Below are 13,863 nucleotides of genomic sequence, written 5' to 3'. Positions count from 1 at the left end.
CACATATTTTTTTCGATAAAACGTTCACAACATTTTTATAAAAACCGCCGCATGCCGTATATTCAAGCCTTTGTAAATCCAACGAGCTAACATGATGTATTTATTTCTTTAATAGGGGCTTGTTATATTATTGACTTTTAATATGCCCTGTTCTATAGTTTATTTAGGTGGCAATTATTTATTTCATAACTTGTTTGACCTAAGGAGGTACATGACAATGGCACTAACAGCTAAGATTGATTACAAAAAGTATACTGATCCTATCAGAACTATCGAAGCTCACACTGAAGGTGAGTACTGCAGAGTGGCTCTTGATTGCCCGGAGACAGAGGGTAATACAATGATCGAGAGAAAGCACTTCCTGGAAGAGCATTATGATTATTTAAGAACAGCTCTCATGTTTGAGCCTCGTGGTCACCACGACATGTTCGGTGCTTTCGTTGTAAAGCCTTGCAACAAAGAAGCTGATTTCGGCGTATTCTTCATGGATGGCGGCGGCTACCTCAACATGTGCGGCCACTGCACAATCGGTGCTGTAACTGCAATTCTTGAAGGCGGACTTATGGAGATGAAGGAGCCTCAAACCGAGGTTGTTCTTGAAGCCCCAGCCGGAATCATCAGAACAATTGCTGATGTTAAGGATGGAAAGGTTACCGGAGTAACTCTTACGAACGTTCCCGCATTCAGATATAAGAAGGATCTTCACGTTGAGTACGAAGGCAAGGATATTGTGTATGATATCTGCTTTGGCGGTTCGTTCTTCGCTCTTGTTGATACAGAGAAGAACTTCGGTATCAAGGTTGGTCCTGACACAGCAGGCTTCTTAACTAAGTTCTCAAGCTTCATGCTGCAGGAAGTTAACAAAACAGTTGAGATTCAGCACCCAGAGCTGGACATCACATCTGTTGACCTGGTTGAGAACTACTCAACCACAGATACTCCGGATGCCGACCTGCGCAACCTTGTAGTCTTCGGTGATCCTGCTGATCCTCAGCTGGACAGATCTCCATGCGGAACCGGTACATCTGCTAAGATGTCTCTGCTCCACGCACTAGGTGAGCTTCCGGTTGGTAAGGAATTCGTATATGAGTCATTCATAGGAACTAAGTTCTACGGCATGATTCAGAGCGAGACTAAGGTCGGAGAATTCGATGCGGTTGTTCCTCAGGTTAAGGGAGCAGCATACCTCTGCGGAGAAGCTACTTGGTTCATCGATCCGGACGATGCTCTGGGAAAGGGGTTCGTAGTACCTAAGTAATCGCGATTAAAAGAACTTCTTTAATAACAACTCACAGGGAGGGGCTGACGTCGGTCGGCCTCTTCTTCTTTTTATATGATAACTGCCATTTGAGGTTATTTGCTATAGATGCTATAGAAATGTATTACTTTGGCAGTTATTTCGTTGTATTAATTTACCGGTTATTTCGTCTTATCGTCTTGTAGATTAGGATTATAGATTGGTAGAATGGTAATTACCTACAGTCGACATCAATTTATATGAATTGTCCTATAAGCCTAAATTTACATCAAAAAGCAAAGAGCCGGGCTAAGCCCGACTCAAGGAGTAAATCAATTTGTCTATACTTGTTATCTATGTAGTATATGCAGGCTGAAGCCCTACACAGGGAACTCGATTGCGATGTCCTTGCCCTCCCCGATATAGAGCTTAACAACGCCTCCGACTACCGACATACTTACGTTCTGAACCTCACCGCCAACTGCCGGAGCTGCTACTGCCGTCTCTGCAGTTGCTTCAGCTTCTGCCGATTCTCCTGCTGCATCGTCAACAGCCTCGTCATACTTATCGACAATGTCCGGAGTAACCGGTGTTAACGAATCAACGGTCTTGGTCAGCTTTGAGCCGTTGAGCACCTGTCCAAGCTTGAGAGCTCCATCTACGTTGAGCAGCCCTGTGTCAATAAGATCCGGGAAAATCGCCGGATCCTCAAAGTTAGCAGGCTCCAGTACTGTGCCCTCCTCTGCTCTGCAACATAGTACTGCAGGGTCATTTTTATGCGCTTGTGCTGTTTCAGCTGTAATCGACATTGCAATATACCTCCATATATCTAATTATTTTTATATTTGATATTGAGGTTATCATCTTGGTACTGCTATAACAATAGGAATATCTATAGAAAAAGTCTATCTGAGTACATTCTATTATTGATGTTGTATCATTGAAATATTCTATAGTCAAATAAGAGACAGATAGGTTATAAATACGGTTACGACACAAACTTATTTGACCATACAAAATTAGACCAACGGAATCGTTATTGTCGTCAGTTGATAAAATAAAAAAGCCTTCTAAAAACCCGCAATTGCAGACTTTTCAAGGCTTCTTCTTTTGGTGCGCCCACAGGGACTCGAACCCCGAACCTTCACATTCGTAGTGTGACGCTCTATCCAATTGCGCTATAGGCGCTCAAAATGCTCTGCTAGAATACCATGATATAGCAGCCTTGTCAAGGGCAGCCTCAGCTAAGATTGTCAAGCGTTCTTAGCAAGAGTCCTTAGCTAAGATTGCCAAGAGCGTCTTAGCTAAGATACCCGAGAACAGACAGTATCATCTTGCTGCACTGATACTACTTGTCGAACTTGCTCTTTTGGCTTCGTGCCAGCACCTTGAGCACTGCCCTCTTAGGTATGAGCCCGGACAGCCTCACTCCAACCCTTACCATCAGGTTCGGGATGATTATTATCGTCCCATTATCAGCCTCGTCTATACAATAGGAAACACACTCCCCGGCGGAGATGCCGCGGAGAGAAAATTTAACATTTGCAACATCGTTGAACTCCGTGTCGACCGGGCCGGGACACAGAGCGTGTGCCTGCACATGGCTACCGAGGTGCTTAAGTTCTTCTGCCATCGAATTTGTAAGTGATACAACATACGACTTAGTTGCATAGTATGTCGCCATGAATGGACCGCCCGGCATCAAACCTGCCACGGAACCCACGTTGATGATGTGTCCGTGGTCACGAGCGATGAAATACGGCATCATCTGGTGCGCTATGTAGTGGAGAGCTTTGACGTTGACATCGATCATCTTGAGGTCATTGGAAATATCGCTCTTGTCGAACCTGCCAACCGCTCCGAAGCCGGCATTGTTGATAAGCACATCGATTGACGTATCAGTCTGTGTCTGCAGGTGTTGAACGAGTGCATCACACTCCTGAAGTTCAGAGAGATCGGCCGTTATACACTCGCATGTCACATGATAGTCGCTTGCGATCTCACGAGCTAGGTCTACAAGCCTGTCCTCACGCCTGGCAACGAGGATCAGTGAATAGCCTTCAACAGCTAGCTGACGTGCGAATTCCGCACCAATGCCCGAGCTGGCTCCGGTTATACACGCAAGTCCGCCGACGCAGCTAGCGGACTTTTTATTTGGAATATCGATTATCTGCGTGTTCATCTCGGTCTGTTTCTCCTGTTATTCTTGTATACCAGTATGAAATAGTATATACAGAGTGCGAATAAAAATCCACCTAGCACAATGCTGATTATCCGAATCATTTTAGCACCTCCTTGTGTGTCAGTTAGTTTTTAGAGTAATACTTGCCCCTCTTAGGGTAGACCTCCTTGATCGCGCCCTTGCGGAACTCCGCATTGAGCTGCAGGAGATCGTCAATCTGCGATTGAAGCAGCTTACCGATATCGGTATCAATTATCAGCATACGCTCAGGAAGCGTCATCGTCGTCACGATATTAGGATTATTGAACTCCTGAGTGCCGTCCGGTTGAAGCGGATGATATGGCTCGTGCTCTGATAGAGCCATGAACCACGAGTTAAAGATAAACGTGTATCCCGCAATTCCGGTGGTTTTCTGATAAGCCTTGGAAATACCTCCATCGATAACTATCAGCTTGCCTTCACCCTTGATCGGACTCTCACCGTCCTTAATCTTGACCGGCACGTGACCATTGAGGATGATGCCCTTGGTTGGGTCCAGGTCAAAATCGCGGATAATCTTGATACAGATGTCCTTGTCATTGATCAGCTTGTAATATGGAACCGTGTGCTCCTTGTGTGTCGCCTTGTCCTCTATGAACAGTCTCTCAAACGTCGTCATCTTGTCCTTACCGAACAGCGGCGAGTCCGGGCCAAGCCACAGATACCACATGATATTTGCAGCATCCGCCTTGTCCACTCCTTCTCCCGGGTTGAAATACGCCTCGCGAAGCGAGCGATCGAGCTGCTTCATCAGTGCTGCACCGTGGTTAGTCTTGCCGCCGATGGTAACTTCCATAAAATCGCCGTCCTCGGTAAAAGGAATGCATCCGTGGAACAGAAGGTTGCCGTTGCATGTAGTAAACAGCGAGCCGTGGCTGTACAGGAAGTTGATGTGCTCCTGCAGCTTAGCAGAATTTACTATGGATGCCTCCAGCGCAACCATTACCTGCTCCTCTTCAGGAGTGAGCCTATATGGATCCTTCGGGTCAATCGTAGGAAGGTTGACATCCTTAATCGGATATGTCTCTCCATAGCAATTAACCGTACCATTTTCAAAGTCTATCTTGTCAAGCAGCAGCCTGTGGTCAAGCTTGTACTCCGGATGCGTCATAATCGTCTGACCCTCAACCTTGAACTGGATGATAGCTATCATCTTGTGCATCTTGGCTGCGAGCTCCTCCGGAATAGGGTCAAATCTGTTCTTCTCAAGCACATGCGGCATGAAACCCGTACAAGGATCATCTCCGTAAATCTGCTGCGCACGCGTTGCTAGCGGACGCAAGTTGATTCCGTATCCGTACTCGAGCATATCGAAATTGTTGTAGCTGACATTCATGCGAACGATATTTGCAATGCAAGGCCTGTTACCGCAGGCAGCGCCCATCCACACGATGTCGTGGTTGCCCCACTGGATATCTACGCTTCGGCGAGACATGAGGAAGTCCATAATTTTGTGAGGCTTAGGACCTCTGTCAAATATGTCTCCTATAATATGCAGGTGATCGACTGCAAGATCGCTTATCGTGTTCGCAATCTCTATGATCAAGGTTTTGGCGATTCTGAATTCGATTACAGAATCGATAATTTCCTGATAGTACTTCTGCCTGTTGTCATCATCATCCGCAAACATCAGCTCATCCATGATATAACCGGTGTTATCAGGGAGGATCCTTCTAACCTTGGATCTGGTATACTTGTTGGACACCGCCCTGCAGATGATGATGAGCCTGTAGATAGCAGAGGAGCACCAGGCGTTGAAATCGTCTTCGGCAGCCTCGCGCCTCTTGAGTTCATTTACAGGATCGTAGATGAGTGCCGCCAATTGTTCACGGTCAGTCGCGCTCAGGATAGTTCCGAAGTTCTCATCTATCTTCATCTTGATAGTTCCGGAAGCACTTCGCACGAAATACTGAAACGCGTCATACTCACCATGCAAATCGCTCAGAAAATACTCGGTTCCCTTGGGAAGGGCGAGAATCGCTCTGAGGTTTACAATCTCAGTGTTTACAGAACGATGGTTAGGGTATTTCTGAGCCAGCATCTCAAGATACTTGTTGTTAGACATCGTTTTCCTCCACTCTCATGAGGTCTCCACCGAGACCCTTGAATTTGCTTACAAAGTCCTCATAGCCCCTCTCAATGTGAAAAATCTCACTGACCTCTGTAGTGCCCGATGCCACAAGTCCGGCCAGTACCATGGCTGCGCCGGCACGGAGATCTGTAGATCTGACCTTGGCTCCGTGCAGCTGCTTGCCACCCGGGATCGTAGCCTCTCTGCTGTTGTCCGCAGAAATATCGGCTCCCATGCGGTTAAGCTCAACGACGTGCATGAATCTGTTTTCAAAAACTGTCTCTCTAACGACACTCGTCCCCTCGACTGTCGTCAGAAAAGCCATAAACGGCGACTGTATATCCGTCGGGAATCCGGGATATGGCAATGTCTTGATATCCGTTGCTACCAGCTCACCTTCTGTCGCATCGACGAGTATTCCCTCGTCCTCGATTGTAACCTTGACGCCGCACTCCTTGAGCTTGGCGATTATAGGTCTGACATGGCCGGGGATGCCGTTCCTGACGAGAACTCTGCCCCTGGTGATAGCGGCCGCCAACATGAATGTGCCGCACTCGATCCTATCCGGTATTACGGTATGAATCGCGCCGGACAAGCTCTCAACACCCGTAACTCTAATGGTATCAGTGCCGGCACCCTTGATCTTAGCTCCCATCTTATTGAGCATGTTTGCGAGATCTACAATCTCCGGTTCCTTAGCTGCGTTCTCGAGAATCGTAGGTCCTTTGGCCAGCGCAGCTGCCATGAGTATGTTCTCTGTCGCCCCGACGCTTGGAAAATCCAGATAAATAGCATCTCCAACCAGTCCGTCAGCAGGCGCTTCGAGGATGATACAGGAATTATCAATATCCTCTGTAACATTAACACCGAGAGCTTTAAACCCCTTGAGGTGAAGGTCTATCGGTCTCTTACCGATAGTGCAGCCTCCGGGAAGCGGCATAACCACCTTACCGCATCTGGCAAGAAGCGGTCCCATCGCCATTGTCGAAGCCCTCATCTGAGACACTAGCTCGGCGTCACCCTCGACAGTCGTTATCTGTGCTGCGCTTACGGACAGCCTGCCCTGCTCTGACATCGCGACAGTAGCTCCGAAGCTTTCGAGCATTTTCCACATCACCTTTACATCTGATAGGTCGGGAACATCATCTATCACGCAGTCGGAAGGTGTCAAGAGCGTTGCCGCCATGAGCGGAAGTACCGCATTCTTGGCACCGCTGATTTTAACCTCACCGTGTAACGGGCCGCTATTGTTAACTAGTATCTTTGCCACTGAAATTTCTCCTTGCACATATAGATAGAGATGCCGTTAAGCATCTCTTCGATAAAGTTCTTATGTTAATCGCTATCTGAAACGTCTTCTGCGAATCCTGTTAGGACGTTCGTAATCCATCCCGCTCGTCTCATATCTGTTAGCACGCTTTTTAGACTTCTTTCTAAATGACCTGAGCGCACCCGCAGCTGTTCCGACGTTACCTGCAGTCTTGATGATAGAACGATTCTCGTTAATCTTATCGCCAACATTCGCAAACATCTCGATCGCACGATCAATCTGCTCGTCTACTTGTTCAGTTCTCGCGGCTGCGATAGTTGTCATCCTCTTGGTATCCGCCAGCAAATCATCCACGCGCCTAAGCGTATCAATCAGCTTGAACGCCAGTCTAATCAAAAAAACTATGAGGATGAACAGGGCAATCAGCACCAGCATTATTGCCACCTGCTTGATATCTAATGAGACTCTCATCATTCCCTCCTTCTACCATGTGAATAGTAATTAAATTATACCTTAGGCAAATTGTATGTTCAATCGTATTACGGATGTAATAAGCGCGCTGTCAAAGCATATCGCAATCTATACATTCGCCTCGAAGATTCACGCTAACCGGTTCCGGCATGTCGCCAAAGTCCGACCCGGCTTAGATTATCGGCGAGCTACTTGCGCTCATATATTCGTTTGATTATATCTGTGTAAACCTTGCCGTCAGCGCTATACACTGCTATTTCAGGGAGCATCCTGAGCTCCGGCTTTGCGCCCTTGACAGCATGTATGAGAACCAGGTTGGCAGGTTCTCCACTGCTCGGAACGACGAGCTGCAGCTCCTTGGGCTCTAGCGCTGCTGCTCGCAAGGCTTCGCTGATGTCCGGCAGGCGCGATGGTCTGTGGATCAGATAGAAGTCGCCGCCGGACTTCAGCATCCGACCGGCGCAGCCTGCAAAATCAAAAATATCGGCTGTCGTCTCATGTCGGGCTATGAATTTTGCATTATCATCATTTGGTATTCCCGCACCGCGTCTGAAGTACGGCGGGTTGGAGACGACTGCATCCGCCTTTCTGCAGAGCTCCGGTCCTGCAACTGCAACGTCGGAAAGCACAAAGCTGATTCGATCATTCAAATTGTTTATTTCTCGGCCTCGTATCGCCCTATCCAGCGAGACCCGATTCTTCTCGATGCCTACAATCTGAGAAAGAGGGAGCTTGTGCGCCAGAATAAACGGAACGACGCCATTCCCCGTGCCGAGATCGGCTATGCGCGCCGGGATTCTACTCCTGATAGGCTTCGCGCCGGTCTCGCCGCTGGCAAAGGCTGCGAGAAGCACAGCGTCAACTCCATAGCTGAAGCCGTCACCTTGAATTACCTTGAAGCCGCCCATCCCAATTTCATCAATGCGCTCTTCTCTATTATCCATCTTCCTCCAGTCAATTCCTTGATACGACACGCTGCTCTTAAGCGAGATTATCTAATCGACAAGCAGCAGGCCGAATTATACTACGACAGGCTCAGAACCGGAGCTGCCATGCCCGGAATATTCCCATTGAACTCGCCGACTAATCGCGAGTCAACTCTTTGATCTCCCTTAATGTCTCCGCATCCAGCTCGCTGAACTCATCCTTTTTCCTATTGTAATGCTTCTTATCGATACGCTTAATCTCTTTCTTGAAATAGATATTATAATCAGGTCCCAGCGTATCCTCGCCGGTCTCCTTGTCCTCGACAATCAACCTTGCAATTACCTTGCTGTTAAACAGGTCTACGTTCACCACCTTGGCTATCCCGTCCGGCGTGTCGATGCGCTCACCCTCGTTAGGCATGCCCTTGCGAAGCTCCTGATAGGTCTTATTCTCGAAGTTAAGACAACACATCAGTCTGCCGCAGGTTCCGGATATCTTGGCCGGATTCAGAGATAGGTTTTGCTGCTTGGCCATCTTGATCGAAACCGGCTGAAAGTCATTGAGCCACTTGCTGCAGCACAGCGGTCTGCCGCATATACCGATGCCGCCGAGCATCTTCGCCTCATCACGAACGCCTATTTGGCGAAGTTCTATCCTCACCCTGAAATGAGAAGCGAGATCCTTGACCAAGCCTCTAAAGTCAATCCTGCCATCTGCCGAGAAATAGAAAATTACCTTGGATCCATCGATCGTGAATTCCGCATCCACCAGCTTCATGTCCAGCTTGTGCTGAAGGATTTTCTCCTCGCACACCTTCATCGCAGCATCTCGTCGGGCAAGATTATCCTTGTATCTCTGCAAATCCTCAGTGCTTGCCTTGCGTTCTACGCCTTTGAGCGGAGCCACCAGCTCACTCTCTTCTATCTCGCAGTTGGCTATCGAAACGTGTCCAAGCTCCATGCCCCTGGCCGTCTCAACTATTACCAGCTCGCCGAGCTCGTAGCTCACTCCGGCCGGATCGAAGTAGTATGTTTTGCCGGCTTTCATGAAGCCTACACCTATGATTTCTACCATCTATCTGTACTTCCCCTTTTCTACTATTTATCGCAATCGAATATACGGTATTCGCCATGTTTACTGTTGAAAAAAATTAATCGCATCATATACCACACATGTGTCTCTAAGCTGTTAGCTGCCTTGATTCACAGCTCAGGCGCTTACCGCTACGGGTACCTGTGTTTATCTTTTTTCTCTTTTGGGAGTCTGGGAGCTGCTTCTTACCTCAGGCGCTTACCGCTACGGCTGCCCGTGACTTGTTGTCAGGAACAGTGCTTCCAGCGCGTAGTCAGGATTCATGCCTCGCTTGATATTGATCCTAGTCTGCTCGACCTCATCTATCTCATTCAGCAGCCTGACGGCATCCTGCGGCAGTGCTCCGGCTCCTATCAATCTATCGTGCAAATCCGTCTCAAGCGCATCGAGAAAGGCCAACGCATCCTCGTTGCCGTTTAAATCCTTCTTGATAAGCTCACGCACCTTGAAGAAATAGGTCTTGCTGTTCCACGATGACAGCAACGACTGTATATTTACTCTGTCTTCCGCCTCTTCACCATCTGAAAATACGCGCTTTATGACGCACCTGGATCTGACAGTCGGAAGCAGCGACTCGCGGTTATCCGTTGCCAGTATAATCACTGTGCCCGGATACGGTTCCTCCAAGGTCTTGAGAAGCTTGTTTTGCACTATCTCGCTAAGCCTTTCCGCATTGTCAACAACTCCGACGTTATGCTCGCCATAGGGTCTCATGCTGAGTCGTTCCATCATGTCAGCGGCATCCTCGACCCTGTACATATCCTTGCCGCTCTGATTCATGTAGAATAAATCCTCGTGAGTTCCGCTTCTGACCCTGACGCATGCCGGGCATCTGCCGCACGCATGGCCGAATTCATCGGCGTTGGGACAGATGATATTACCGGCAAAGCTGCGGATGTATTTGTCTCTGGTCTCGCCGCTCTTGCCCTCTAATATATATGCATGCGCATATTCCTGTGTCATCAATCCCTCCGCTATAGGCTTGACAGCTTAGTCTCTATCTCTACCTTAATCTCATCTATTGTCTTGGCGGCGTCAATCCTCATAATCCTCTCCGGATACTTTGCGGCTAACGCTTTGTACCCTTCGTATACGCGATAATGAAAATCCATCTTCTGCTGCTCGAGCCTGTCCCGCACGTCTTTGCCTATCCTAGATCTACCAATCTCCGGATCTAAATCCATGAAAAACGTCACATTCGGCTCAAGTCCGCTCGTCGCATATCTGTTGACCTCTTCAACCTGATCTCCGAGGCCTCTGCCGTAGCCCTGATAAGCGATACTTGAATCCACAAACCTGTCGCAGACCACAACCGCTCCGCTCTCCAGTGCCGGCTTTATCTTCTCTGCTACATGCTGAGCCCTCGCCGCTGCATAGATGAACATCTCGGTGACATCGTCCATCTCCGAATGATCCGCATCCAACACTATGCCGCGAAGCTTCTCGCTTATCGGAGTACCTCCAGGTTCTCGGGACACCACAACATCCCTGCCCGCTTTTGTAAAAAATTCCTTTATATTTTCAACCTGCGTGCTCTTGCCTGAGCCATCAGGTCCCTCAAGCGTTATAAATATTCCATTTGGCACCATGTCACCACCTTATCTACGTGTGTTGTCCTTCGCCTCATCTATTACAGGATCCGGAATATGAATCGTGAAGCCTCTCTCGCGAGCCTTCCTTCGCTCTGCTTCCTTGCGAGCCTTAGCGGCCTGTCTAGCCTGCTTCTTGCCATTGATAATATCAAAGTACTCGTTAAACAGATATAGTCCCAGCGCGCCCATCGGAATCGTAAGGAGCAGCGCCAATATGTATTTGAATAATATCATACGGGCATTTCCTCCCACCGCTAATGCATAAATTTTCAGATTAATATTCAGAATGTATTATACCATAATATATGGTACACTTAAGTAGCTAATTTGATTAGAATGCGGGAGGAATAATATGAATTCAATTGAACTCAGCGAACTCATTTATCCTGAGATTGCTAATGATACTGACTATGAGGCCATGTATCCGCATCGCGATCTCGCAGAGGGAGCTAAGGTTACAAGACTCGGTCCAAGCCCTACAGGCTTTATTCACCTTGGCAACCTGTATGGCGCCTTTGTAGACGAGAGGCTGGCCCACCAGAGTAACGGCGTCTTTTTCCTTAGAATCGAAGACACTGACGACAAGAGATATGTTGAAAATGCCGTCGAGACTATCATCTCATCGCTCGCTTTTTTCGGCATCAAGTTTGATGAGGGCGTTACCGAGCACGGCGACATCGGAAAATACGGCGATTACACGCAGAGCCACCGTGGCGATATATATAGATTTTATGCCAAGAAGCTGATCGCTGAAGGCAAAGCTTACCCTTGCTTCCTCACGGAAGACGAGATCAGCACTATCAGAGAACAGCAGGAGCAGCAGAAGCTCGCACCCGGTGTCTACGCAGGCTGGTCTAAATACAGAGAATGGTACAAGGATCCTGAGATAGAGCAGATAGTGACTCAGCACATCGAGGACGGTGATCCTTTTGTAATCAGACTTAGGTCGGACGGCGTTCCTAATGCTGTCGGCGATGAGATTAAGAGAAATAAAGTTACTGACGGTATTCGCGGGACTCTCGACGTTCCGGAGAATTTTCAGGATATAGTAATCGTCAAGACTACCGGTATCCCTACATATCATTTTGCACACGCTGTCGATGACCACCTTATGAGAACTACTCACGTCGTCCGCGGCGAGGAATGGCTGCCTTCACTCCCTATACATGTTGAGCTCTTTGACAAGCTGGGATTTGAGCTTCCAGTCTACTGCCACACCGCACAGCTCATGAAGCTAGGCGAGGACGGCAACAAGCGCAAGCTGTCAAAACGCAAGGATCCGGAGCTGTCTCTCGGCTATTACAGAGATCAGGGCTACCATCCTGCTGCTGTCAGGGAGTACCTGCTCACAATTCTCAATTCCAACTATGAGGAGTGGAGAATGGAGAACCCTGAAGCTGACATCGATGAATTCAAGTTCACAGCTGAGAAGATGAGCAATTCAGGTGCGCTGTTCGATCTGGATAAGCTTAACGACGTCAGCAAGGATGCTATGCTGCATATCCCTGCTGCCGAGATCGCTGAGTTCCTAAAGTCCTGGTCCGGTGAGTTCGCACCTGAATACGAATACGTATTTGAAGATATGAATCTCCTGACTCGGATACTCGACCTCGGCAGAGGTGACAAGAAGCCCCGTAAGGATCTCGTATATGCCAGACAGATCATGGACTTCATCAGCTATTTCTACGATAAGAGCTTCAAGGTCGTAGATGAGCTGCCGGCCGAGGCTGCTGCAGATCAGAGGGCTATCCTGGAAGCTTACCTATCGACATACGATCACAGCGATTCGCAGGAGGACTGGTTCAACAAGATTAGAGCAATAGCTACCGACCTCGGATACGCTGCAAAGCCTAAGGATTACAAGAAAACTCCTGATGACTACAAGGGCCATGTCGGTCACGTCAGCACAGTCATCAGGCTGGCGATAGTTGGGCGGGCTCAGTCTCCTGACGTATGGGCAATCCAGCAGATTATGGGCGAAGAGATGGTTAGAAGCAGAATCAACAGACAGATAGAAGGTGGAAAATAATGGAACCTATTCTAGTGATAATGGCGGCAGGAATGGGCAGCCGCTATGGCGGCCCTAAGCAAATCGATCCTATAACAGATGAGGGCGACATCATCATGGATTTCTCTCTGTATGACGCATATCATGCGGGATTTCGGAGGGTCGCGTTTATAATCAAGGCTGATTTTAAAGAACAGTTCAAAGCTCACATCGAAGGTAGAGCAGGCAAGCTGTTTGAGACCTATTATGCCATCCAGGATCTTGACGACCTGCCTGCAGGCTACTCAGTTCCTGAAGGCAGAACAAAGCCCTGGGGCACCGGCCATGCTGTACTGGCCGCCAGAGACTACATCAACGCTCCTTTTGCAGTTATCAATGCCGACGATTATTATGGCAAAGAGGCTTTCGCGAAGATACACAAGTTCCTCAGCGAGTCTGCCGATGCTACTCACCACTGCATGGTCGGCTTCAAAATAGAGAACACGCTATCCGCAAACGGGTCCGTTTCCCGCGGATTGTGCGAGATTACAGACGGTTTCCTGTCGGATATCGAGGAGCATTCGGAAGTCATCCGTGAGCCGGACGGGGTTATCCGCGCAACTAACACCAAGGGCATTAGACATGATATTCCGGATGGCCACTCGGTATCGATGAATCTCTGGGGATTTGGAGCTGAGTTTCTCAAGATTATGATGGACGGCTTCCCCGATGCATTGGATAGCATCCTCGAGCAGAACCCTATGAAGGGAGAGTACTTCCTGCCTTACTGCATCGACAGGGAGGTCAAGGCTGACAGAGCTACTGTCGCTGTCCTGCAGTCGAGCGACAGATGGTTCGGCGTTACATATAAGGAAGACAAGAATGAGGTCATCGCTAAGTTCAGAGAGATGAAAAAGGATGGGCAGTATCCTGTTGAGCTGTGGTAGCTTAGATTACAAAACTACAAACGTTTTGTCTTATAACCCGCGCGTTAG

Annotated in this window: 13 protein-coding genes and 1 tRNA gene; 3 read left to right on the top strand and 11 right to left on the bottom strand. The window is 48.4% G+C overall.

Annotated features, from left to right (window positions below; genetic code table 11):
* Positions 1–217: 217 nt before the first annotated feature.
* A complete protein-coding gene (locus HMPREF1152_RS02765; protein ID WP_009643661.1) occupies positions 218–1,258 on the top strand; it encodes a proline racemase family protein in 1,041 nt (346 codons plus the stop codon).
* Positions 1,259–1,617: 359 nt separating this feature from the next.
* Here the strand turns inward: HMPREF1152_RS02765 and HMPREF1152_RS02760 are convergent, their stop codons facing one another.
* The 11 genes from HMPREF1152_RS02760 to HMPREF1152_RS02710 all read right to left on the bottom strand — a co-directional run bounded on the left by HMPREF1152_RS02760 (position 1,618) and on the right by HMPREF1152_RS02710 (position 11,115).
* Positions 1,618–2,046 carry a hypothetical protein gene (locus tag HMPREF1152_RS02760; RefSeq protein ID WP_009643664.1) on the bottom strand — a complete coding sequence of 143 codons (429 nt, stop codon included), beginning with the start codon at positions 2,044–2,046 and terminating at the stop codon, positions 1,618–1,620.
* 302 nt (positions 2,047–2,348) lie between these two features.
* Positions 2,349–2,425 (bottom strand) — tRNA-Arg (locus tag HMPREF1152_RS02755).
* 160 nt (positions 2,426–2,585) lie between these two features.
* The gene (locus tag HMPREF1152_RS02750; RefSeq protein ID WP_009643605.1) at positions 2,586–3,419 is read right to left on the bottom strand and encodes an SDR family NAD(P)-dependent oxidoreductase; all 834 of its coding nucleotides are present in this window, start codon (positions 3,417–3,419) and stop codon (positions 2,586–2,588) included.
* A 124-nt stretch (positions 3,420–3,543) separates the two neighbouring features.
* Positions 3,544–5,523 (bottom strand): fructose-1,6-bisphosphatase, encoded by a 1,980-nt coding sequence (locus HMPREF1152_RS02745; RefSeq protein ID WP_009643629.1) that lies wholly within the window; start codon positions 5,521–5,523, stop codon positions 3,544–3,546.
* Positions 5,516–6,799: a UDP-N-acetylglucosamine 1-carboxyvinyltransferase gene (gene murA, locus HMPREF1152_RS02740; protein WP_009643643.1), complete on the bottom strand. Its 1,284-nt coding sequence runs from the start codon at positions 6,797–6,799 to the stop codon at positions 5,516–5,518. The genes HMPREF1152_RS02745 and murA overlap by 8 nt, the downstream gene beginning before the upstream one ends.
* A gap of 72 nt (positions 6,800–6,871) precedes the next feature.
* Entirely contained in the window at positions 6,872–7,270 is a 399-nt protein-coding gene (locus tag HMPREF1152_RS02735; protein WP_009643618.1) for a DUF948 domain-containing protein, read from the bottom strand.
* 188 nt (positions 7,271–7,458) lie between these two features.
* Positions 7,459–8,214, bottom strand: a complete 756-nt coding sequence (locus HMPREF1152_RS02730) for a tRNA1(Val) (adenine(37)-N6)-methyltransferase (RefSeq protein WP_009643672.1) — start codon at positions 8,212–8,214, stop codon at positions 7,459–7,461.
* Between the two features lie 139 nt (positions 8,215–8,353).
* Entirely contained in the window at positions 8,354–9,271 is a 918-nt protein-coding gene (locus tag HMPREF1152_RS02725; protein ID WP_009643637.1) for a PSP1 domain-containing protein, read from the bottom strand.
* A 222-nt stretch (positions 9,272–9,493) separates the two neighbouring features.
* Positions 9,494–10,252 carry a DNA polymerase III, delta subunit gene (locus tag HMPREF1152_RS02720; protein WP_009643634.1) on the bottom strand — a complete coding sequence of 253 codons (759 nt, stop codon included), beginning with the start codon at positions 10,250–10,252 and terminating at the stop codon, positions 9,494–9,496.
* An 11-nt stretch (positions 10,253–10,263) separates the two neighbouring features.
* A complete protein-coding gene (gene tmk, locus HMPREF1152_RS02715; protein WP_009643663.1) occupies positions 10,264–10,878 on the bottom strand; it encodes a dTMP kinase in 615 nt (204 codons plus the stop codon).
* Between the two features lie 9 nt (positions 10,879–10,887).
* A complete protein-coding gene (locus HMPREF1152_RS02710; RefSeq protein WP_009643639.1) occupies positions 10,888–11,115 on the bottom strand; it encodes a hypothetical protein in 228 nt (75 codons plus the stop codon).
* A gap of 118 nt (positions 11,116–11,233) precedes the next feature.
* Here HMPREF1152_RS02710 and HMPREF1152_RS02705 point away from each other — a divergent pair, with 118 nt between their 5' ends.
* Together HMPREF1152_RS02705 and HMPREF1152_RS02700 are read left to right on the top strand one after the other, a co-directional pair.
* Positions 11,234–12,910 (top strand): glutamate--tRNA ligase, encoded by a 1,677-nt coding sequence (locus tag HMPREF1152_RS02705; RefSeq protein WP_009643635.1) that lies wholly within the window; start codon positions 11,234–11,236, stop codon positions 12,908–12,910.
* Positions 12,910–13,815 (top strand): nucleotidyltransferase family protein, encoded by a 906-nt coding sequence (locus HMPREF1152_RS02700; RefSeq protein ID WP_009643645.1) that lies wholly within the window; start codon positions 12,910–12,912, stop codon positions 13,813–13,815. Before HMPREF1152_RS02705 ends, HMPREF1152_RS02700 begins: the two co-directional genes overlap by 1 nt.
* The last annotated feature ends 48 nt before the right edge of the window (positions 13,816–13,863 follow it).

Origin of the sequence: Mogibacterium sp. CM50 (assembly GCF_000293155.1) — a bacterium.
GTDB classification, from domain to species: domain Bacteria; phylum Bacillota; class Clostridia; order Peptostreptococcales; family Anaerovoracaceae; genus Mogibacterium; species Mogibacterium timidum.
This window is presented reverse-complemented; position numbering and strand designations above follow the sequence as displayed.